The organism is Candidatus Merdisoma sp. JLR.KK006, from assembly GCF_036941035.1.
Classification (GTDB): Bacteria; Bacillota; Clostridia; order Lachnospirales; family Lachnospiraceae; genus Laedolimicola.
On record NZ_JAYMNS010000011.1, the window covers coordinates 78,338 to 100,036 of the forward strand.

Below are 21,699 nucleotides of genomic sequence, written 5' to 3' on the forward strand. Positions count from 1 at the left end.
GCGTATCAATTTCCAGATCTTAGAAGCCCAAATCGTAATTCTCTTCTACATTAGTTGCATCTACCGGAACATCCTCAATTGCATAGAAGGTTTCCAGCGTCTCGCCTGCGATTCCAGCTTCGATTCCGTCAAATACCTGCTCCGCAAACTTCGGAGTACAGGTAATGGTTGCGGATACTGTACCGTCTTTGATTGCGTTAAAGGTCTCATACATACCGTCTACACCGACAATGTACACATCCTCGTTAATCTTAAGACCTGCGGACTGGCATGCCAGTGATACTCCAAGAGCCATCTCATCGTTGTGGCAGTAGAACGCATCAATCTCTCCGCCAGTAGACTGCAATACGTTTGCTGCAACTTCCTGCGCCTCAGTACGAGAGAAATTTGCCGTCTGCTCAACTACGAAGTCAAAGTTGCCCTCTTTGTCCGCTACTTCATGGAATCCGCCGGAACGGTCACGCACGTCGGTTCCACCTAAAATTCCCTGAATCTCTGCTACTTTGATGGTTTCCTTATCCGCACATGCCTTGGCAATCCACTCTCCTGCATAACGGCCCTCTGCTACGAAGTCAGATGAGAAGAACGTTACATAGTCAACACCCGGAACACCGTTGGAACCTCTGGCCTTCATAATAACCGGAACACCTTTCTCCTTGCACTTGTCAAGAGCCGGCTGGATAGCGTCGCCGTCTACGGCTGTGATTACAATCACGTTACAGCCCTGTGCCAGCAAAGACTCTACATCAGAAAGCTGCTGCTCGGTATCTCCCTCTGCATTTACGATTGTGATCTTATATCCACGCTCGTCTGCCACTCTCTGCATATCCTCACTCTCTACAGTACGCCAGGTACTTGCCAGGTCTGCCTGAGAATATCCTACATGAAGCTCTTCCTTGGAAGGCCATACCCACTCTGTCGCACCAACCGCATCTGCGTCCGCCGCCGGTTCTGCATCCTCTGCGTCCGCCGCCGGAGACTCTGTCTCTGTATCTGGTGCCGGGGTTGTCTCCCCCTCCATAGAAGCGCCGCCACAGGCAGCCAATGAACAAATCATGGTTAGTGAAAGAATTAACGCAAGTACTTTTTTCATAAATATAAATACCTCCACTTTCGTTTTCATAAAATCTTTTTGTTGTTCGCATGCATTTGGAATTCCTTTTGCTACAATTCATTCTAGCTGTTTAAAGTGCTGGAGTAAATATTCTCGTATATTTTTAACTATTATGCCCTCTTAATAGGGTTTATTTTATATAATTATTCTACAATTTCAGTAATATTGCACAGTTTTTCCAACTTCTGTACTTCATTTTGAAGAATTTATTTCTCTGTTTTATTTCATTTTTCCTCTTTTTCTATTTCTTATGCTGCCCATAATATGCATTGGGGCCAAATTTACGATTATAGTGCTTCATTTTAATATTGTCTTTAATAAGCTCGCACTGTCCCTGAGTAGCAATATAATCAAAAATTGCCATCTTGGAGATATACTCCAGTACTTGTGCATGCATAACTGCAGCATGAGGTGTTTTTCCCCAGGTAAAAGGCGCATGACTGTGCACCAGCACTGCCTGCATTTCCACACAACTGCGTTTCTCAAATTCTTCCAGAATCACCTTCCCTGTGTTCTTCTCATATGCCTCTTCAATTTCCTTAGTAGTCATCAGACGCGTACAGGGAATATCCCCAAAGAAATAATCGCAGTGGGTGGTTCCATAACAGGGAATATTCATTCCCAACTGAGCCCACATAGTCGCAAACTGAGAATGGGTATGTACAATTCCTTTGATTCCTTTGTCCTTGAAGGCCTTGTACAATTCAATATGGGTATCCGTATCTGTGGAGGGCACATAATCACTGTCCACTACATTTCCCTCTAGATCTACCGTAACCATCTGATCGGGTCTGAGCTCTGAATAAGGTACGCCGCTGGGCTTAATCACCATTAATCCGCTCTCTTCATCATAACCGGACACGTTTCCCCATGTGGAAATCACAAGCCGCTTCTCCACCAGCTCCATGTTGGCCTCATAGACTTCCTGTTTTAACGATTCCAAACTCATATACAATTTCCTCCTACATATAGTGTTTTATCATTTAAATCCTTTTCCCCGCACTTTGTTCAGTTCTAAGAATTTAGATGTACTGTTTAAATTCTTGTCATATTCTTTCTCTGAGCGGACAAGAACGCTCAGATACAGTGCGTCAATCACCATCTGTTCCGCCATTCTCCTAGCAACAATATCCCGTCCCGTGGTTACATCGCTGGTAGCGATAAACAGGCTGATATCAGACAGGCGAAGCAAGGGCGATTTGCTCATTTTCGTGACACAGATAATGGTGGCGCCCTTTTCCTTAGCTACCCGCATGGCATTCAATACGGTCCGAGATTTTCCTTCGTAGGAAACGGCCACCGCCACATCTCCCAACCCCAAATTACTGGCTTCTATAATCTGCATGACAGCATCCGACGGTGCAGATCCTGGAATTCCAAGCCTTCGGAATTTAAAGTAAAATAGCTGGCACACAGCCGCAGAATCTCCAGCTCCGAAAAAATGAATGGACTTTGCGTTCAAAAGGGCCTGCGCCGCCATCTCATAAACATCACCGTCTGCCAGAAGAATTGTATCGGTCAGGGCCTGCATATTGCTCTTATACACTTTCCGCAGATTGTCCAGCACGGAATCCTCTTTAGTTATAGCCTCTATCGTCATAATACTGCTGTCTTTCAGTGCATTTACGAACGCCTGCTTCATCTCTGTAAAACCGGAATATCCCATTTTTCTGCAAAAACGCACCACTGAAGCATCACTGCTGTCCGTCTCCCGCGCAAGCTCTGCCAGCGTCATAATACAGATAAGCTCTGGCTTCTCCAGCAAAGCCTGTGCAATGGCCTTCTCCGTCCTCGATAATGTAGGAATCAGAAATCTCATTTTGACAATCAGCTCGTTCATGCAAGTCTCCTCTCATTCTTTGAGACCATCACAGACCAGCATCCTCCTGGGAACGATACGCATCCCAAACGCTATCCAATGCCCGTGTTGTCTTCCTGTATAAATCGTATTTTTTGTTATACAGCTCCACATGTTCCAGGATGGGCTCTACTCTTCCTGCTATCCGTCCCATTGCCGCAGCTGCCTCTTCCATGCTGTCATAAGCCCCCACTGCCGCCGCAACTGCAATGGCGCAGCCCAAAGCTCCCGTTTCATCCACATCCACAGTCTCGATGGGAATATTCATTACATCCGCAAACATTTGTGTCCATACTCTGGATTTTGCCACACCGCCAGTAAGCCGGATCACCTCCGGCCTGTCCGCCCGAGATTCCAAAAGATGTTCCAGATCCAGCCTGTGGGAAAAGGCAATCCCCTCGTAAACACTTCTCACCAGATGCTTTCTGGTATGAAAGCTGGTAATCCCTACAAAACAGCTCTCGGCAAGGGGATGAACATTACTTCCAAAAAGATAGGGCATAAATACCGGACAAAGCTCTTCCACCGGAATCTCCTCTACCCAGCTGTTCATAACTTCATAGATGCTCTTTCCTTCTTCCTCCGCTTTCTGCACCGCCTCAGGCAGCAGTTCCCGGATAAACCACTCGTTGCATCCGGCAGAAGCAGGAGTACCAACCTCAATGAGATAATATTCCGGCAGTATAAATACGGTATTTCGGATATATTGAAGCAGTTTCTTCTCCATAACTGGTTTCTTAGAAAGATATAGAGCCACGCTCCAGGTTCCTGCAATCATGCAGAGCTTCTCCTCGGTAAGCGCATCCGCTGCCAGCATACATGCCTGAATGTCAAAGATTCCGCCTATTACCGGAGTTCCCTTCAGAAGTCCTGATTTTTCTGCCGCCTCCGCAGTCACATAGCCGCAGATTTTCCCCGCCTCGCACAAAGGCGGCAATGCGTCCCTGTACTGCTCCAGACCAAAGAGCTTCAAAAGCTCCATATCATAATCTTTCTTATGAAGATTAATAAGATTTGCTCCGGAAGAATCGCCATACTCCGCTCCAGCTTCCCCAGTCAGGCGGAAACGCACGTAATCTTTGGCCTCAAAAATCCATTCAATCTGATCCATGCACTTCGGTTCATGCTCTCGGAGCCAGGCAAGAATTGCCACCGGCTGGCAGGCCATGATATTCTGGCAGGCCAGCCGGAAAGTCTTTTCCTCCGTCCCATCCTCTTTCCAGCGAACAGGATATTTCCAAGCCCGATTGTCCGTAGAAATAATGCCGTTGCGCACAGGACGTCCTTCTTTTCCCCACAAGTACAGACCCTTCCCATGGCCACATATGCCTACACCCGCTATATCCGCAGAAGAAATCCCGCTTTTTTCCAGTGCTTTGCGTATGACGGTGCAGTTGGCCTCCCACATTTCCTCCATATCCCGTTCTACAAAGCCGGGAGCCGGCACCACCATTTTCGTGGCTGTAGATGCCACACAGATTTCCCTGCCAGTCTTATCGTAAACAGCAGCCTTAGTGGTGGTTCCTCCGTTATCCAGTCCCAGAAAATATTTCATAGTCTTCACTCCTTTCCTGTTACATTTTAATCCCTTTTTGATACTGCTTCTCAATAAAAGCTTTGGCTTCTCTTACCAGCGCTCCATCGTCCTGTCCTTTCTTGTGCCACATTTCGATCATATAAGGACCCGTATATCCCAACGCCTCCAGCTTTCCAAGACAGGCTGCAAAGTCTACGCAGCCTTGTCCAAAGGGAACGTCTCGGAACACACCTGGTTTATCGGCAGTTCTGCAAAGAGTATCTTTCAGGTGAACCCCCACAATACTGTGGATTCCCGCCTCCAGATCCGACAGGGGATCAATTCCCCATGCTGAAATATTTCCCACATCTGGGTATACCTTATACCATGGAGAACCGATTTTCTCCTCATACACCAGGTGCTTACAGATACAGTTCATCAGCTCAATATCCATAATCTCTGTTCCGAGCATTACCTGATATCTGGCCGCCCTGGAAGCTGCCCAAGCCATCCCCTCCTCGTAACGCTTCTTGCTCTCATCTGTAGACGGCTCATAATATACGTCATAACCAGCCAGTTGAATTACCCGAATGCCGATCTTGTCTGCAAATACAAGGGCACGCTCCATAATGTCCGCTGCTTTTTTACGGATTTCCGGATCTGCGCTGCCAAAGGGAAACCGTCTATGAACACTCAGACACATGGACTGAAGAAAGACCCCTGCCTTGCGGGCCGCATCCTGTATTTGATATATTTCTCTGTCGTTTCCGTAAATTCTGGAAAGGCGTTCATCTGTCTCGTCAATACTGATTTCCAGAAAATCGAAGCCAAGTTCTCTGGCTTTCTCCATCCGCTGATACCAGTCATCCTCAGCATCCAGCGCCTTCTCATAAATTCCCAGCAGATGCTCTCCTAACACGTTCTACCACTCCTTTCTTGTCTTCTGATGTGAAAAATGCTCTGCCTATCACCACCCGATCTGCTCCGCTTCGGATACAGGATACAGCCCGCTCTTCATTTAATCCACCGTCTACCGCAATCTTTCCTTCCAGTTTTTCCCTCTCCAGCAGTCTACGGATTATACGGATTCGCTCATATGTCTGTTCTTCAAACACTGCCCCTTCCGTGCCGGGGGTACAGCTCATAACAAGAACCTCTTCCAGATAGGGAAAAAACGGCCTCAACCGTTCCGGCTCGGTACCGGGCGAAATGGCAAGTCCCGAGCTTATACCTATTCGGGAAATCCGCTTCAGAAAGGCAGTTAGTTCTGCGGGCTGCGCCGACTCCACATGCAGTGTCAGTTTCCGGCAGGAAATCTCCAAAAACCGCTCCAGTATAGGCTGTGTCATTTTCACCATCAGATGAATATCACCGCAGATGGGATCAAAATCTATCATCTGCCGGATCAAGGACTGATGGAAACCGAACATGGGAACAAAATGTCCATCCATCACATCCACATGTATACCATCCGCCCCACTCTGCTGTATTGCCTTCAGATCCCGCTCCAAATGGAAAGGATCTGCCGCAAATGCAGAAATACTGATTTCCACCATTGTTTTTCACTCCTTTTTTCTCTTAAAAACTTCAACTTAATACTATCAATATAAAAGTTTGAAGTAAACAAGGCATAGTTCTTTCTTGCATTATGTCCAATATTCACTGATTGTTTTCTTGTTTATCTGAAAATTATTGTGCAAAATACAGAATTCTCCATTCTTTTTACTTCAATATGAATTATTTTTTCAGATATTTTACTCCAATCAAACACACTAAGCTGTTCTGCAAATGCTCGACATGAATCATAGATTATGAACTAATCAGAATTTTTATGGTTTCAACCAATGGCAGACTGCTATTCTTTTCTCCTTGATTATGGCCCCCATTGCCTATACGTTCTTTTCCATAATAAAAAAGAGATGCCCTCCTTGTAAAAGGAAAGCACCTCTCATCATTTCAACTATAAGTTATAATCTATAAATGAGCAAATTTGAGACATTGCACAATATAATCTCCGTTATGCGGATTTTAAGTCAAAACCACTACGAAAAGTCTTTGTCACAAAGACAAATTTCTTAGATCTTTGTGCACTTTTTGGAATTTACTCATTTATAGTTATAATATTAAATTCCAAGCTTCAACTTTCTAAGCTGCTCTTCTGCCGTCACATTGGTAACCGGCTTGTAATCCTTCAAAGTAATCAGCTTCTCATTGATCGCATCCAAGATCCACTCCTTCTGGGGGAAGAAGTAATGATCGTACTCGAAGGGTGGTGTAATCCAGTTCTGAGCACCAACAATTGCAGGCGGTGCATCCAGATAATCAAATGCAAGTTCCGTAATATTCTTGGCAACTTCATCCAGGAAGGTTCCTCTTGCACAAGCGTCAGAGGTCATAACAACCTTTCCGGTCTTCTTTACAGACTCCAGAATCTTGGTGTAATCAAGGGGAACTAAGCTGTGCAGGTTGATCAGTTCTACGGACAAGCCATACTTCTCTTCCAGTTCCTTCACCGCATCGTATGCACGATACAGAGTTGCCCCGATGGTCAGCATGGTAATGTCGGAACCAGTCTTAATTACGTCCACATCACCGAACTCAATCTCATATTCTCCCTGAGGAACTCCGCCCTCATGGAACTTCTCACCGATATCATAGATTCTCTGGCTCTCAAAGAATACTACCGGGTCCGTTCCGTTCAATGCGGCCTGCATAAGGCCCTTTGCCTCGTAAGGTGTTGCCGGGAAGCATACCTTAAGTCCTGGTACATGGGCACACATGGAAGTCCAGTCCTGAGAGTGCTGTGCACCGTATTTAGAACCTACGGATACACGTAAGATGAGAGGCATCTTTAAGATTCCCGCACTCATGGCCTGCCATTTTGCCATCTGGTTGAAGATCTCGTCACCGCAGCATCCGATAAAGTCTGCATACATCAGCTCTACTACCGCACGGCCGCCGCACATGGTATAGCCTACGCCGGTACCTACGATTGCAGTCTCGGAAATGGGTGAGTTAAACAGTCTGGAGTAGGGAATTACATCCGTAAATCCACGATATACGGCAAATGCGCCGCCCCAGTCACGCACGTCCTCGCCATAAGCGATGAGCGTGGGATCCTCATAGTATTTATTAAACATGGGCTCGAAAATAGCATCACGAATATTGTAACGCTTCATGGCGCTTACTTCTTTTCCATCCAGATAGTGAGTACGAACCTTCTTCTGAATATCTGTGTAACGCTTGCAGCTCTCTTTGGGGCCTGTAACAGCCGGTTCTCTGGAGGGATCCATGTTGCGCTTCTTCTCATTGTTGAACATCAGGCGCTCAATGATTCCCGGGTCATTGTCAAAGTCAAGGTAAGGAGATGCATCCTTGTCTGCTGCCAGACGGCAGATGCGAGCCATTCTCTCTTTGGTCTTTGCCCAAATCTCTTCAAACTCGCTGTCCTCTGCAACACCTGCGTCTACCAGAGCCTTGCGGTAGGTTACCAGCGGATCCTGAGCTCTCCATGCCTCAATCTCCTCTTTGGTACGATATGCGTTCTGGTCAGAAGTGGAATGTCCCAACAGACGATAAGTAACAACATCCAGGAATACGGGGCCTTCTCCGCTCTTTACCAGAGGCAGCTTTCTGCGGTATGCATCAATAACTGCCAGCGGGTTGTAGCCGTCAACTCTCTCTGCATGAAGCTGGCTCTCTGTAACGCCGGCTCCCATACGTGCCAGCTCACCATAGCCCATGGTCTCGCCGTAGGTCTGACCGCCCATACCATAGGAGTTGTTGTTGATATTGAAGATCAGGGGAAGTCCGCCCTTTCTGCCCTCCTCCCAAAGAGTACGGTACTGATCCATGGTTGCAAAGGAAAGAGCCTCCCATACGGGGCCACGGCCCATGGAACCATCACCAAGGTTGGCAACTACTACGCCGCCCTTATCATTGCACTTCTTATACAGGGCCGCACCTGTGGAAATAGTTGCGGAACCGCCTACCAGCGCATTGTTGGGATATACGCCAAAGGGCAGGAAGAATGCATGCATGGAGCCGCCAAGTCCCTTATGGAATCCGTTCTCACGGGCAAACAGCTCGGCCAATGCGCCGTATACAATGAACTCGATAGCAAGCTCTTTTACATCGCCTTCCGCCTTGCTGACGGTCTTGATAGCCTTCAGAGTCTTGCCTTCAAAGAAGTTCTCCATGTCATCCAAAAGCTCCTTGTCATCCAGCTTCTGAATACAGGAAAGGCATTTTGCAAGAATCTCGCTGTGGCTTCTGTGGCTTCCGAAGGTAAAGTCCTCTTTGCTCAGCAGATAAGCCTCTCCAACTGCTGCCGCTTCCTGGCCAAGGGAAAGATGAGCCGGACCCGGATAAGTAGTATCCACATCCGCATATTTTGCCTGTGTCTTGATCTGATTTAACATGTCCTCAAACTCACGGCAGATGGTCATGTCACGGAAGATGCGAAGCAAATCCTCTTTTGTGAAGTTTCCTTCCTCCATCTCCTCTTTTATGGTTTTCTTGTAGGTGTTGATGGGAATATCTTTAAAGGTAATTTTTCCCTCCGCCCGCATTTTGTCGGGATCGATGTACAATGACTTTGGCATTTCTTTATCTCCTTTCTTTGATCTGCACATGTTTTTGTGCATTAAGGCATACCCGTAGGGTGTTTCTTTGATCTGCACATGTTTTTGTGCATTAAGGTATGCCCGTAGGGTGTTTCTTTGATCTGCACATGTTTTTGTGCATTAAGGTATGCCCGTAGGGTGTTTCTTTGATCTGCACATGTTTTTTGTGCATTGAGGTATACCTGTAGGATGTTATATTTATTCCTTCCGCTGATTAATGCGGATAGTTTTTATATTATAAATTGGACGGACGGACTCAAAGCCCCAAAGCGCTTTAAGCCCTGGTTGGCTGACTAATTATTATTTCATCATCAACAGAGAAATGTTCTCAAGAGCGTTACACAGCTCCTTCACAAACTTGGAAGCCGGTGTTCCGTCCAGTGCTCTATGGTCATAGGACAGGCAGAGACCCATAGCCGGATAGGTCTTGATCTCGCCATTTACTTCCTTCACTCTTGTAGTGATACCGCAGACGCCAAGGATACCTACCTGAGGCGGATTTACAACCGGTGTGAACATTTCTACTCCAAGAGAGCCTACATTGGATACAGTAAAGCTTGCGCCGGACAGCATATCCGGAGCAGCCTTGCCCTCCTGGCAAATCTTTGCAAGGCGCTTCGCTTCTACACACAGCTGGGAAAGCGTCATCTTATTTGCATTGAAAATGGTCGGAACCATCAGTCCCTTGGGAGTATCTACTGCCATTCCCAGATGTACATTGGTGTATTTGCGAAGCACGTTGTCTTCCGGCATAATTGCATTCAAATCAGAGTGATTCAGAAGTATCCGGGATACTGCAAACATTACCATATCGTTCAGAGTGATATTGGGCATCCCCATTGCTTCTCCATTGGCCTTAATCTGCTTTCTTAAGTTCATAAGAGCCGTTGCATCGAAGGTATGATAATGGGTCAGCTGAGCCATGGTACTTAAGGACTTCACCATTGCCTTTGCGGTAGCCTTTCTCACACCGGAGAACTTCACATCTACATATTCCACGTCTGCCGGAACTGCCGCTGCCGGAGCCGCTTCTGCTGCGGGCGCAGGTACTGCTGCGGGCGCTGCCGCTGCTGCCGGAGCCGGGGCACTTGCCGCATATGCCTTTACATCTGCTTCAACAATACGTCCATGAGGTCCGGTAGGTGTTGCTGCCGTTGCATCCACACCCAAATTCTTTGCTGCCATTCTGGCTCTGGGGGATACCTTGGCATCCGGGTTGGCCGGACCGTTTGATGCTGCCGGAGCCGGTGCCGCTGCGGGTGCTGCCGCTGCGGGCGCAGGTACGGCTGCGGATGCTGTCCCCTCCTTTAAGCCTGCTACGCTGTCTCCCGGTTTCCCGATGGCACATACGTTTACCAAAACAGGAACCTCATCTCCGTCCTCATAGAAGATCTCAAGAAGCTCACCTTCTGCTGTGGATTCGCACTCAAATGCCGCTTTATCTGTCTCATAGGTAAAGAGGATATCGCCAATCTTAATCTGATCGCCTTTTTTCTTATGCCACTCAGTAATCACACACTCTTCTACGGTGATTCCTGCCTTGGGCATCAGTACACCCTGAGCCACATTGCCGGCCGGTGCCGCTGCGGGCGCTGCCGCCGGTGCTGCTCCTGTTGCGGGGGCAGGTGCCGCCGCTGGCGCTGTTCCTTCTTTCAGACCTTCAATGCTGTCACCGGGCTTTCCAATAGCACATACATTTACCAGAACAGGTACTTCGTCGCCATCCTCATAAAAGATCTCAAGAATCTCTCCTTCTGCCGTGGATTCACACTCAAAGGATGCCTTGTCCGTCTCATAAGTAAAAAGTATGTCACCTACATTTACATGATCGCCTTTTTTCTTACTCCACTCGGTAATTACACACTCTTCTACGGTAATTCCTGCCTTGGGCATCAGTACGCCCTGAGCCATATTTCCCGCCGGTGCCGCTGCAGGCGCTGCTGCCGGTGCAGGTGCAGCCGCCGGAGCCGGTTCTGTCTCCGCTGCGGATGCGGTTCCATCTTTGATTCCGGAGATATCATCGCCAGGCCGTCCTACTGCACATACGTTTACCAGAACAGGTACTTCGTCTCCTTCCTCATAAAAAATTTCAAGGATCTCTCCTTCTGCTGTGGATTCACACTCGAAGGATGCCTTATCTGTCTCGTAGGTGAAGAGTATGTCGCCCACGTTTACATGGTCGCCTTTTTTCTTCAGCCACTCGGTAATGATGCATTCTTCTACCGTGATTCCTGCTTTTGGCATTAATACGCCTACTGCCATTTCTTTTCCCTCCATAATTTCTTTATTATATATATTTTGTGTTACTATTACGGGCTTAAAGGATTTCGGTTCCTGCTTGCTCCGCACGCTCCTGTACTTCCTTCGGGAGCTGACCGTCACTGACAATGTAATCGGCATCTTCTACATTACCAAAGGTATAGGGGAGGATTCTGCCGCACTTGGAGCTGTCCATTAAGATGACTTTTTTTCCGGCTTTTTTCATCATCAAGCGCTTTACCAGCATCTCATCCTCTTTGCCGCAGGTGAACCCCCCATCTTCCGTATAGCCTGATACGCCTAAGAATGCGGTGGCAATGTTGATCTGCTCCAGCATCTGCAGAGTGCTTTGGCCGGAGACTGCCTGGTTGAAGCGGTTCAGGGTTCCTCCGCACATATGGACGGTGGGGATGGACAGCTTTCCCAGTTCCAATGCGATTCCGGGACCTGTGGTGAAGATGTTGAGATCTATGTCCGGGATTGCCTGGGCTAAAGCCATGTTGGAGGTGCCCGCATCAAGGAATACAGCGCTTCCCGGCTCTATGAGACGCAGAGCTTTTCTGGCCATTTCCCTTTTTTCTTTCCAGTTGGTCTGCATTCGGGTCTCCAGCTTGATCTCTGTGGGGCTGGTTCCCGGGGTCGCAGATATGGCTCCGCCCCTGGTTCGGATGATGATGCCTTCCTCTTCCAGCTTCTCCAGGTCACGGTGAACGGTCATTAAACTGACATCAGGAAAAAGAGCGCTGACTTCTTTTACGGTGACTGCGCCTTTTTCCTGAATATATTTTCCGATCTTTTCTCTGCGAAGCTGGTTCATGTAGGTTCCTTCTTGTTAAGATTTGTTATGTTCTTTTCTTAACTTGTAACAGATTATAACATTTTATAACATGTAAGTCAACAGGGTTTCTTGGGTTTTAGGAAAAATGTTTTGGGGGCGGACGGGGACGAGGGAAGGGATTTCCATATCCTGTGTTCGGACGGTTCTCGTACACTTCGTCTGCTCTGAACGTACATTACTCTTGTTGTTTTTGTGTTGTTTAAGGTTTTGAAGTAATGTTCGCTCAGAGCAGACGAAGCGTTCGTGAACAGCCGGACACTGGATATCGGAAATCCCTTCCCTCGTCCCCTGTTGGTTGGCTTGTGAGCTGTTTTTATAAAAAGCCTGCGATTTTGGGAGATCGCAGGCTTTTTGTTTTGCTCTTTTTCTGATATATTGCGTTTTCATAGGTTGTTAACGGTTTTTTTCTTGTCCAAATTGGTTAAATTTGGAGTAAGGACTGCTAACTGCCGGGTTGGTTACCTGGTGGTTCGTGTGTCAGGCTAGGCTGTTCGGAATATGAATTTTCGGTATCTTTCTAAGATGGTTAGAAGTATGATTCCCATTACTCCGCATACGGCGATTTCTCCGATTCCTACGGTTCCCATTAGGAATGGGATGGGAAGGGGTTCTCCGTAGCCATAGTGAAGGACAAAGGGTATGATTAGTGTATTGGCTAAGATGGGCGGGACGGGTGCAAGGAAACGGCTTTTTTTGCGGAGCAGATAGGTTCCTATGGCTCCTATTAGGGTTGCCAGACTGCCGAATGCGACATCAAGCATGATGCTTCCACCGATGAGATTGGCAATGAAGCAGCCGATAAACAGGCCCGGAATGGCTGCCGGTGTAAAGTAGGGCAGTATGACCAAGGCCTCGGCAATTCTTGCCTGGATTGCTCCGTAGCTGATGGGTGCAAATGCAATGCAAAGCACCACGTAGATAGCTGCAATCATTGCAGCCTGTGCCATGAATAATACTTTGTTCTCTTTCATTTTTCTTTCTCTCCTTAGTTTTGTTTTACGCATGCAATAAGCCGTGGGAACATGCTTCCTTGTTCATGCGGCAATTGCTGCGCCAACCGCAAGCTCTGTTTACGGCCGACGTGTGGATGGTTTCGAACACACGGATTTTGCCGGAATGAATATCCGAACTTGTTTAGTATAACACGATACGCTTAAATGTCAAATTGATTTTGCAAATAATTTGACGCAGGTTCTATTCTCTGTTATTATAATTTCGTGTGCCATTGCAGAAATGTCTTTACGAAACAGCAATCCACAGGCACATGCAAGTTTAATAAGGGAGTATATTGCTATGGAAAAAAGAGAAAAGTTTTCGTCAAGGCTTGGATTTATTTTGATCTCGGCCGGATGCGCCGTAGGGCTTGGCAATGTCTGGCGGTTTCCTTACATAACGGGAAAATATGGCGGAGCCGCTTTTGTTTTGATTTATCTGGTATTTCTTGTTATTTTGGGAATGCCGATTATGGCTATGGAATTTGCCGTTGGCCGGGCCAGCCAGAAGTCGGCGGCCAGGAGCTTTCATGTGCTGGAGCCTAAGGGGAGCAAATGGCATCTGGAAGGATATGCAGCTATGGCCGGTAATTATCTGCTGATGATGTTCTATACCACTGTCGGCGGTTGGATGCTTTCCTATGTATTTAAGATGGCAACGGGAACCTTTACTGCCCTTACACCGGATGAAGTAGGCGGTGTATTCAGCGAAATGCTGGCCTCGCCCGGTTCTATGACATTTTGGATGGTGATTACAGTTCTGCTGAGTTTTGGCATCTGTAATCTGGGGCTTCAAAACGGCGTGGAGCGTATCACTAAGATTATGATGGGCTTTCTGTTTGTAATTCTGATTGTACTGTGTATTCGAAGCGTCACCCTTAAGGGCGCCGAAGACGGTCTAAGCTTTTATCTGGTTCCCGATTTTGGCAAGGTTGTAGAAAACGGCGTGGGAGAAGTGGTATTTGCCGCTATGGGCCAGGCTTTCTTTACCTTAAGCCTGGGAATCGGCGCTATGGCTATCTTCGGAAGCTACATCAGCAAGGAAAGGACTTTGATGGGAGAAACCATGAATATCTGTGTTCTGGATACGCTGATTGCACTTATGGCCGGACTTGTTATTTTTCCTGCCTGCTTTGCTTTTGGGGTAGACCCGGGGGAGGGGCCGGGACTTGTGTTTGTGACTCTTCCGAATATTTTTAATCAGATGGCCGGGGGACGGCTGTGGGGGACTTTGTTCTTTATCTTTATGAGCTTTGCGGCATTGTCTACGGTGATAGCCGTGTTTGAGAATATTATCAGCTTTGCTATTGATCTGTGGGGATGGAGCCGCAAGAAAGCGGTTCTGGTGAATCTGATTGCAATTCTGATTCTTTCCATGCCCTGTGTGCTGGGCTTTAATCTGTGGAGCGGCTTTGCCCCCTTAGGCGCCGGTTCTACGGTTCAGGATCTGGAGGATTTTATTGTGTCCAACAATCTCCTGCCTCTGGGAAGCCTGGTGTATCTTCTGTTCTGTACCAGCCGGTATGGATGGGGATGGGATAAGTTTATTGTGGAGGCGGATGCCGGAAAAGGCATTAAGTTTCCCAAATGGGCAAGATTTTATGTGTCTTATATTCTGCCGTTGATTGTGTTGTTTATCTTTGTGACGGGGTATTGGCAGAAGTTTGCGAAATAAAGAAGACCGAAAAGCATCTATTCTAAGCAGCAACGTCATTAGCCGGCGTAGGGGATGAGGGACGCCCCGCCAGGGGGCGTTCTTGCCTGAAACCTTCACAAACTTTTAGAGCTTAATTTAAAGATGTTGTTTTTTGTGCAGTAAAAATGAGCCTCGTTTATGAATGATCTTATCCATAAAATAGGCTCATTTTTTTAATGCTTTTACTGTTGTCCATACCCACAGTCAATAATTATCTGAGTAATCTGCCTGGCAAAAATCTCTAGCATTTTCTCACCCTTTTCCTTAGTTGCAGCTTTGGGATTGCCATAGACTCCCGATTTGCTCAAATCTCCAATAGAAGTATTGTCCATTCCATAAAGGAGGGGACGCCTCGGATATTCTTCCACTGCCTGTTCCATATAAACAAGCTCCTCACACGCCGCAAGCATCATAGAAGTCTCAAATTCACAGGCATGAAACATACCGTTCCAAGTAGGCGTCTCCATATAATCCTCATACACCTTCGACCAGCCTGGATAGAACATTCCCAACACCTTAACAGGAGTTTTATCCTGAATCTCTCTTACTGCATATTTTAGCGTAGCGGAATTTGCTTCATGACCATTCACAAAAACCAGAAGGCGTATTCCATAACGCTCCACAGACTGCACGATGTTTTCCAACACCTTTTGCAATACTGGCTGCTCCAGAGATACGGTTCCTACTCTGTCACGCCACACCCAGGAATAGCCAAAGTTTACACTGGGATATACCAGAGCTCCTGTATTTTCCGACACCATAGCTGCCAGCTTCTCTGCAAGAAATACATCTGTTCCAATGGGAAGATGAGGACCATGCTGTTCTGTTGCCCCTACCGGCACCAGTGCAACCGGAACCCTCTCTATCTGCTTCTCTGCCTGAGGCCAGGTCAACTGATTCAACCAAAATGCCATTCGCCTTTCCTCCATTTTCTAAAGAAATCTGCTCACAATCTCCATATATCTGCGCCCCTTCTCCCGGATTGCAGCCATATCTTGTTCTTTTGCTCTCTTTGGTACCAGATTACTTCCCACGGCAATACCTGCAAAACCATTCTCCAAAAAGGATGCAGCTGTCTCTAAGCTTACTCCCCCCACTGCAAAGTATTCTGTCTGAGGAAAAGGCCCCTTTAATCCTTTCACATAATTAGGACCAAAAGCATTTGCCGGGAATAGCTTTAGCCTTTTAATGCCGCAATTTACGGCCATCTGTACCTCTGTTGGAGTGAGCACTCCGGGCAGGACCTCGAATCCTTTCTTCTGAGCATAGACTATAATTTCTCTATCAAAGCCTGGAGTTAGTATATAGGGAACCTTCAATTCGGCAAGAATATCCAGCTCTTCCTTTGCAGACACTGTTCCTGCCCCTACATGTATCTCCGTCCCCGCATAGTCCGCCTGCGCCTGCCGAATGCACTCAAGTCCAAGCTCTGAATCACTCAAGGAAATTTCAAAATCTCGGACCCCCACATCCGCTAATATTTCTATTGCCTTTTTTGTATGGTCTGGCTCTACCTCCCGAATAATTGCCATTAGTTTTACTTTTTCTAACATTTGCTTTTCCTATTTCTAGTTCTGCAATACTTCTAACAGCATCCTTCTGGCACTGCACGAAGTTTTGCCGTTTCCAGTTCCGTTGTTTGTTTAAAAAACTGCCAGCCAGCGTCTTGGGTTCTCAATAAATATTTTGTCGATCTGTTCTTGTGTAATCCCCTCATCCAGCAAACGTGGAATAAACTTGGTCTTAATAAATCGAAAGCCCGGACCACCTCCATAGCCTTCCAGATAAGAGGCCCGTCCCATATCTCCGGAAATCAGCAGCTGGTCCACATGTCCATGAGCAATCAAACTTTTAATTAGTTGTACTCTGACACTGTCTGGATAATATTTCACCTTGCCCGGACCATCAAACTGAATATAGATTCCTCTGTCTGCCAGCTTCAGAAGATAGTATTCGTCAGCATTTCGATCCAGATGCCCTAGTGCCACCGTGGAAAAATCCACGCTCTCCTGCTCCAGAATATCCAACACCTCCATTCCCATAGTTCCGGCCTCTGTGTGACCCCAGATAGGTGCATGACATTTCTTTTGCGCTATGGCCGCAGCAATCGTTGTCTTTTTTTCCAAGGGATGAATCATGTTGTAATAGGTTCCTATTTTAATAAAGCCTGCGTGAATCTTTGTCTCTTTCTCTCCCTCCATAACGTCCCCTGCAAGGATATCCGCAATTTCCTCCACGCTCTTTTCCTGTACCCAGTTTGGGTAGTAAATGTGCTTGTTAAACCCGGTGGTGGCAATTACATTGACCCCTGTCTCCTCTGCCATTTTCTTTAGTAGGCCCAGATTCCGTCCATAGTCCAAGGTGGAAGCCTCTACTAGTGTCTGGCCACCTACCTCCTTAAAATTCAGCAGCTCTTTTACACTATTCTCATAGCTTGTCAGCTCCAGATCCCGATCCTTCTGACAAGCCGGCGGGTCCGCATATAGATGTTCATGGGGATATGTAAATCCCATATCCTCCCCTTTGATGTCTCCTAGTACGGTACGTGCATAGCCCATTGTCTTTCTCCTTTATTTATAGTTCCGTAACATTCCCTATAGTACGCATTTATCTCATTTATCTTACCTCTACAAGCCAAAAATCATACCACCAAGGCGCATCAGTACGGATATAATTATGGCATCCGTAGAAGCAAACCACAGCCCTTCAATTCCATATCTGCCAACATCAATTAACGGATATGCCAAAGCAACAATGATGCTGAACAAAAATCCCAGCAGGAATGAAGCAACCACGCAGCCACGCTTTCCACCTAGCTTGTCTCCAAAGACGCCGGCTGCTCCTCCCATGAAGAAGAGGCCGATGACACCCGGAAGCACTACTACGCTCATAGCTGTAGAAATTAAGGTAGCTAAAATTCCGCCGACCATAGCACACAGGAAGCCCACTGTTGTAGCTACAGGACCACTGGCATAAAAGATAGGTACATCCAGTGCTGGTCTTGCGCCAGGAACAATTTTTTCACTAATCCCTTTGAAGGCCGGAATAATCTCACCCAAGAACATCCGAACACCCTGTAGCAGAACCAGAACGCCTGCAACAAAGGTCATTGCCTGAATCAATGTGTAGACCACCATATTCTGTCCTCCGGAGAGCTCACCCACTACGGCCGGGCCTGCCACAAATGCTGTAATCAGATAAACTACAATCATTACAATACTCATAAGGATAGACATATCCTTTAAAAAGTTTAGTTTTTCAGATACATGTACCTTCTCCCAGGTATCCTCCTCTTCGTTTCTGTCCTTCTTTCCAACTAATTTTCCAATCCAACCGCTAAATACAATCAGAGAGCTTCCCCAGAAGCCGAAGGCTACCGCATCCGTACCAAGTATTTTCTTTGTATAAGGCTGTGCAATAGCTGGGAATAGTACCATACAGATCCCCTGAATCACAGATCCAATAGCAATTGCTGTCCATCCATTGATGCCCATTTGGTCCAAAACAATTGCCATAGTTCCGGCAAATGAAAACATCATATGCCCTGTCAAGAAAATGTATTTGAAAGGTGTTACACGTGCAAGTACAATATTAATTGCAAAAGAAAATAGCATAATCATTGGTGTCTCAAAGCCTAAAACTGTCTGCACCGCAGCTACCAGTGCATTATCCTCCGGAACTACTCCTGAGATACCGAATGCCGAATTGAACATTGTACTAAAGGGCACTAATGCAGTGCAAATCAAATTGGAGCCTGCTGAAAGAATCAAAAATCCTAAAATTGTTTTCATGGTTCCCTGAATCACTGTAGATGCATTGTTTCTCATTGCAAGCAGGCCAATCATAGCTACCAATCCCATAACAATCGTAGGCTCACTTAAAAACTTCACAAGAAAATTTACCATAACCTTCCCTCCTAGTTATTTATTCTCATTTTTGTCTCAATGGGTTTCCTTAATGTCTTATCCATTTTTCTTTTCCAGAAAAGGCTTTATCTGCTCTTCAATGTCTGCCTTATTGAGCAAATTTTTAATAGCCAGAACCGGAACATCCGTCTGAATCTGTTTGGCTATCTCACCGGAAGCAGCAATTAGATCACAAGGCTTTCCTTTGTAGGAGCCCAGATCTACGGCCTCTCCCTCGATGGCTACCCCATACTTTTTGCCAATCTCCTTCAAGGTCATCAGAAGCATCAGACTAGTTCCGAATCCCATCCCACATACTGTCAGAATCCGCATTTTATCCCTCCTTTTTTAAGTTGCTACGCAACAATACTAATGGGTAAAGTCACTTCAGCGCACACCTATGAGAGAATCTTTCATTCGAAAGTGCACTCATGAAAGTTCCTCTCGTGCGCTTTCGCAACTTTACCGTCCAACAGAACATATTTCTGTTAAACACTTTACATTTCTTAGTTGGACTTTATATCATTTTCATAAGCTCTTCATAGCTGGTAATCTGAGATAGCTGCTCTATCACACCTTCCCTGCCAAGAAAAGAACTCAAGTCCTGCAACAAATCAATATGCCCATTATCAGAAGCGCCAGCCAATGTAATAACAATCTTTACCGGATCGTTGGAAGAATGCTGAAACTCTACCGGCGTTTTCAATTGAAGAAAGCTAATGCCATTTTCCACAACATTTCCACCTGGCCTTGCATGGGGCATAGCCAGACCAGGAGCCATTACGATATAAGGTCCCAACGACTCATAGGCCAAAATCATGTCCTTTATATATTGTTTGTTTACCTTTCCCGCCGCTTCTAAAAGGCTACCACCATATGCAATTACCTCCTGTGGCGTCTTAAGTCCTACTACTCCAAGCTTTACTACCTCTCTGGTTAGCAATTTTTGCAATGTACTATTTTTTGTAGTATTCACTTATCCTCTCCTCCAACTGTGATATCGTCTTACAAGATAGCAATTCTTCCTTTCTTTCCTCATTTAAAAGCATTTGAAAAATATGCTCCAATTCCTGCTTCATCCTCTCATCTCCCCGGTGAAAGCAGCCCAGAATCACCAGACGCACCCTGGTCCTTCCCCACATGACCGGATGTTCCAGCAAAATGAAGGTTAAAAAGCTTTCCTTTTGAATAAGTCCGTGGGGCATGGCAACACCATCCAAAATCTCCGTAGAAACCAGAGATTCCCGCTCCATAATTCCTGCTTTCTCTTCTAAGGAAATTCTTCCAAGCTCCACATAGCTATCACAAATCTGCTCCAGTATATCTCGTTTCCTCAGTTTTCCACCTAAATAGTGAAAGTACTTTGGTACGCCATTCTCCTGCCAGCGCCTTCTTCTGCCCAACCGCTTAAACATATTTTCCAGAGAAATCTGTTCTTCCAGGGTCAAAAGGGGAGAGACCTGTACCCACGCCTTTCCCGAAGCTTCCGCCTCCGTCAAAGGAACCGTTGTAATCAAAAGATCCGCTTCCTGCCAACGAGCCTCCTCATCATCCAGAGAATACAGTCCTGTGATCTCCAAATCGCCGTATAAATTCTTCAACCGGCTTTGCAATAGCTGTGCAGTCCCGAACCCACTCATGCAGATGATCGCTGCCTTCCAGGAGTGATTTTGCAGATTTCTTTCCAGGAAGGATGCAAAGTGCATTCCAAGAAAGCTGACTTCATACTTACTTAAGGGTAACCCAATCTGATTGGATATCACCCCAGCAAGCTCCATGGCAAAATAATAGGCCGTTGGGTAGGTTACCAGCATATTGTTATGAAAATAATTTTCCTCCTCCATTCCCAGAAGATACTTACGATAGCTGGAGGCCACATGAAGAATCAAGCCATTCGTCAGGGTCTCATCCTCTAAGAGATCCATGTGGTAGTCTTTACGAATTTTTAAAAGTGCTGTCTCCACTAGCTCCTGATAAAATCCCAAATCCCGTTCATCTACCTTATCCACAATTCCATTCTGCCAAAATGCCTGCCGATATATCAGTGCCAGATAAATTCTTTCGGTTTCATAATTATCTGCTGACTGTTTGTCGATACCACAGATGTTAAGCAATGTTTCCGCCACACATAGGTCATCCTGAAAATGTCCTTCATTTCCCAGATTTGCAAAAAATCCGATGCAAATAGTCTCACCAAGCTGAATTCTTCGAAGCTGGATTCCAAAATATTTGAGAAAAAATACTTCTCTTTCCGTATTTTTTTCAACCCCTTTCTTCTCCAGCTTGTCTTCCACAAAGTTTCGAATAGCTGCACGTTCTTGCTTAGGAAACTTCAATATGGCTTCCACCTGCTCCCAGTCCGTTTCCTTTATCAGCTCATAGAGATAGTTTCGAATATGAATCTCACTTCCGTGAACTACAAATCCCACATAGGGCTTTCCAAAAAGCTTCAAACCATGGGCCTCCGCCTCCTGTGTTACCTGTTCGATAAGACCTGCCATTCCGGAACGGCTATAATGAAACATTTCCGCTAAATCATCCAGCCTGCTAACCCTTTCCAAAAGGATTTTCAGTAATATTTGTCGTACTTCCTCATTTTCGACCGTATATTGCCGCAGCCGTTCCCTGTCAACAATTTCAAAGCAGTACCCCTTTCCTTTTTGGGAGTATAGCTTGAATCCGCCTTTTTCTTCCTCTTCCTTCAACTCCTTGATATACCGCAGTACCGTTCGCTGGCTTGTGTGAAGCAGCCCGGCCAACTGTTCCGAATTCCACAATTGTTCTGTTGATTCGGAAAGGATTTTTACCAGCTTCCTTTTCTTTTTCAGCATCGCTTTTCCTTTCTCAACATGCCGCCGTCTTCTCTTTTATTATAGGATTGCCCACTTAGGGAAGT

The 21,699-nt window shown here is 46.3% G+C and carries 18 protein-coding genes; 1 reads left to right on the forward strand and 17 read right to left on the reverse strand.

Features of this window, described 5'->3' with window-relative positions:
* Window positions 1–19: 19 nt before the first annotated feature.
* The 10 genes from VSQ61_RS10880 to VSQ61_RS10925 all read right to left on the reverse strand — a co-directional run bounded on the left by VSQ61_RS10880 (window position 20) and on the right by VSQ61_RS10925 (window position 13,181).
* Window positions 20–1,093 carry an ABC transporter substrate-binding protein gene (locus tag VSQ61_RS10880; protein ID WP_334344453.1) on the reverse strand — a complete coding sequence of 358 codons (1,074 nt, stop codon included), beginning with the start codon at window positions 1,091–1,093 and terminating at the stop codon, window positions 20–22.
* Between the two features lie 262 nt (window positions 1,094–1,355).
* Window positions 1,356–2,063 (reverse strand): L-ribulose-5-phosphate 4-epimerase AraD, encoded by a 708-nt coding sequence (gene araD / locus VSQ61_RS10885; protein ID WP_334344454.1) that lies wholly within the window; start codon window positions 2,061–2,063, stop codon window positions 1,356–1,358.
* Between the two features lie 30 nt (window positions 2,064–2,093).
* Window positions 2,094–2,954 (reverse strand): MurR/RpiR family transcriptional regulator, encoded by an 861-nt coding sequence (locus VSQ61_RS10890; RefSeq protein ID WP_334344455.1) that lies wholly within the window; start codon window positions 2,952–2,954, stop codon window positions 2,094–2,096.
* Window positions 2,955–2,982: 28 nt separating this feature from the next.
* Window positions 2,983–4,527 carry an FGGY-family carbohydrate kinase gene (locus VSQ61_RS10895; RefSeq protein ID WP_334344456.1) on the reverse strand — a complete coding sequence of 515 codons (1,545 nt, stop codon included), beginning with the start codon at window positions 4,525–4,527 and terminating at the stop codon, window positions 2,983–2,985.
* Window positions 4,528–4,546: 19 nt separating this feature from the next.
* Window positions 4,547–5,407, reverse strand: a complete 861-nt coding sequence (locus tag VSQ61_RS10900) for an L-ribulose-5-phosphate 3-epimerase (protein WP_334344457.1) — start codon at window positions 5,405–5,407, stop codon at window positions 4,547–4,549.
* Entirely contained in the window at window positions 5,376–6,044 is a 669-nt protein-coding gene (locus tag VSQ61_RS10905; protein WP_334344458.1) for a ribulose-phosphate 3-epimerase, read from the reverse strand. The genes VSQ61_RS10900 and VSQ61_RS10905 overlap by 32 nt, the downstream gene beginning before the upstream one ends.
* 567 nt (window positions 6,045–6,611) lie before the next feature.
* Entirely contained in the window at window positions 6,612–9,092 is a 2,481-nt protein-coding gene (locus tag VSQ61_RS10910) for an alpha-ketoacid dehydrogenase subunit alpha/beta (RefSeq protein ID WP_334344459.1), read from the reverse strand.
* A gap of 321 nt (window positions 9,093–9,413) precedes the next feature.
* Window positions 9,414–11,375, reverse strand: a complete 1,962-nt coding sequence (locus tag VSQ61_RS10915; RefSeq protein ID WP_334344460.1) for a dihydrolipoyl dehydrogenase family protein — start codon at window positions 11,373–11,375, stop codon at window positions 9,414–9,416.
* Window positions 11,376–11,430: 55 nt separating this feature from the next.
* A complete protein-coding gene (locus tag VSQ61_RS10920) occupies window positions 11,431–12,189 on the reverse strand; it encodes a DeoR/GlpR family DNA-binding transcription regulator (protein ID WP_334344461.1) in 759 nt (252 codons plus the stop codon).
* A 503-nt stretch (window positions 12,190–12,692) separates the two neighbouring features.
* Complete coding sequence (locus VSQ61_RS10925) at window positions 12,693–13,181, reverse strand: QueT transporter family protein (RefSeq protein ID WP_334344462.1); 489 nt, start codon at window positions 13,179–13,181, stop codon at window positions 12,693–12,695.
* A 322-nt stretch (window positions 13,182–13,503) separates the two neighbouring features.
* On the opposite strand from VSQ61_RS10925, the gene VSQ61_RS10930 reads away from it, so the two are divergent.
* The gene (locus VSQ61_RS10930; protein ID WP_334344463.1) at window positions 13,504–14,877 is read left to right on the forward strand and encodes a sodium-dependent transporter; all 1,374 of its coding nucleotides are present in this window, start codon (window positions 13,504–13,506) and stop codon (window positions 14,875–14,877) included.
* 203 nt (window positions 14,878–15,080) lie between these two features.
* On the opposite strand, the gene VSQ61_RS10935 is transcribed toward VSQ61_RS10930, so the two are convergent.
* The 7 genes from VSQ61_RS10935 to VSQ61_RS10965 all read right to left on the reverse strand — a co-directional run bounded on the left by VSQ61_RS10935 (window position 15,081) and on the right by VSQ61_RS10965 (window position 21,634).
* Complete coding sequence (locus VSQ61_RS10935) at window positions 15,081–15,812, reverse strand: creatininase family protein (RefSeq protein WP_334344464.1); 732 nt, start codon at window positions 15,810–15,812, stop codon at window positions 15,081–15,083.
* Window positions 15,813–15,830: 18 nt separating this feature from the next.
* Window positions 15,831–16,451 carry a bifunctional 4-hydroxy-2-oxoglutarate aldolase/2-dehydro-3-deoxy-phosphogluconate aldolase gene (locus VSQ61_RS10940; protein ID WP_334344465.1) on the reverse strand — a complete coding sequence of 207 codons (621 nt, stop codon included), beginning with the start codon at window positions 16,449–16,451 and terminating at the stop codon, window positions 15,831–15,833.
* A 90-nt stretch (window positions 16,452–16,541) separates the two neighbouring features.
* Window positions 16,542–17,456: a phosphotriesterase family protein gene (locus VSQ61_RS10945; protein ID WP_334344466.1), complete on the reverse strand. Its 915-nt coding sequence runs from the start codon at window positions 17,454–17,456 to the stop codon at window positions 16,542–16,544.
* Window positions 17,457–17,525: 69 nt separating this feature from the next.
* Window positions 17,526–18,803, reverse strand: coding sequence for a PTS ascorbate transporter subunit IIC (gene ulaA / locus VSQ61_RS10950; protein ID WP_334344467.1), 1,278 nt, complete (start codon window positions 18,801–18,803; stop codon window positions 17,526–17,528).
* Window positions 18,804–18,860: 57 nt separating this feature from the next.
* Window positions 18,861–19,136 carry a PTS sugar transporter subunit IIB gene (locus tag VSQ61_RS10955; RefSeq protein WP_334344468.1) on the reverse strand — a complete coding sequence of 92 codons (276 nt, stop codon included), beginning with the start codon at window positions 19,134–19,136 and terminating at the stop codon, window positions 18,861–18,863.
* A 184-nt stretch (window positions 19,137–19,320) separates the two neighbouring features.
* The gene (locus VSQ61_RS10960; RefSeq protein WP_334344469.1) at window positions 19,321–19,779 is read right to left on the reverse strand and encodes a PTS sugar transporter subunit IIA; all 459 of its coding nucleotides are present in this window, start codon (window positions 19,777–19,779) and stop codon (window positions 19,321–19,323) included.
* Entirely contained in the window at window positions 19,760–21,634 is a 1,875-nt protein-coding gene (locus VSQ61_RS10965; RefSeq protein ID WP_334344470.1) for a BglG family transcription antiterminator, read from the reverse strand. The genes VSQ61_RS10960 and VSQ61_RS10965 overlap by 20 nt, the downstream gene beginning before the upstream one ends.
* Window positions 21,635–21,699: the final 65 nt, after the last annotated feature.

What these genes read in the sequence shown, in the direction of transcription:
- VSQ61_RS10910 (WP_334344459.1), bottom strand. Translation starts at nt 9,092, where the DNA reads ATGCCAAAGTCATTGTACATCGATCCCGACAAAATGCGGGCGGAGGGA.
- araD (WP_334344454.1), bottom strand. Translation starts at nt 2,063, where the DNA reads ATGAGTTTGGAATCGTTAAAACAGGAAGTCTATGAGGCCAACATGGAG.
- VSQ61_RS10880 (WP_334344453.1), bottom strand. Translation starts at nt 1,093, where the DNA reads ATGAAAAAAGTACTTGCGTTAATTCTTTCACTAACCATGATTTGTTCA.
- VSQ61_RS10920 (WP_334344461.1), bottom strand. Translation starts at nt 12,189, where the DNA reads ATGAACCAGCTTCGCAGAGAAAAGATCGGAAAATATATTCAGGAAAAA.
- ulaA (WP_334344467.1), bottom strand. Translation starts at nt 18,803, where the DNA reads ATGGTAAATTTTCTTGTGAAGTTTTTAAGTGAGCCTACGATTGTTATG.
- VSQ61_RS10905 (WP_334344458.1), bottom strand. Translation starts at nt 6,044, where the DNA reads ATGGTGGAAATCAGTATTTCTGCATTTGCGGCAGATCCTTTCCATTTG.
- VSQ61_RS10935 (WP_334344464.1), bottom strand. Translation starts at nt 15,812, where the DNA reads ATGGCATTTTGGTTGAATCAGTTGACCTGGCCTCAGGCAGAGAAGCAG.
- VSQ61_RS10915 (WP_334344460.1), bottom strand. Translation starts at nt 11,375, where the DNA reads ATGGCAGTAGGCGTATTAATGCCAAAAGCAGGAATCACGGTAGAAGAA.
- VSQ61_RS10965 (WP_334344470.1), bottom strand. Translation starts at nt 21,634, where the DNA reads ATGCTGAAAAAGAAAAGGAAGCTGGTAAAAATCCTTTCCGAATCAACA.
- VSQ61_RS10940 (WP_334344465.1), bottom strand. Translation starts at nt 16,451, where the DNA reads ATGTTAGAAAAAGTAAAACTAATGGCAATTATTCGGGAGGTAGAGCCA.
- VSQ61_RS10925 (WP_334344462.1), bottom strand. Translation starts at nt 13,181, where the DNA reads ATGAAAGAGAACAAAGTATTATTCATGGCACAGGCTGCAATGATTGCA.
- VSQ61_RS10955 (WP_334344468.1), bottom strand. Translation starts at nt 19,136, where the DNA reads ATGCGGATTCTGACAGTATGTGGGATGGGATTCGGAACTAGTCTGATG.
- VSQ61_RS10930 (WP_334344463.1), top strand. Translation starts at nt 13,504, where the DNA reads ATGGAAAAAAGAGAAAAGTTTTCGTCAAGGCTTGGATTTATTTTGATC.
- VSQ61_RS10895 (WP_334344456.1), bottom strand. Translation starts at nt 4,527, where the DNA reads ATGAAATATTTTCTGGGACTGGATAACGGAGGAACCACCACTAAGGCT.
- VSQ61_RS10890 (WP_334344455.1), bottom strand. Translation starts at nt 2,954, where the DNA reads ATGAACGAGCTGATTGTCAAAATGAGATTTCTGATTCCTACATTATCG.
- VSQ61_RS10945 (WP_334344466.1), bottom strand. Translation starts at nt 17,456, where the DNA reads ATGGGCTATGCACGTACCGTACTAGGAGACATCAAAGGGGAGGATATG.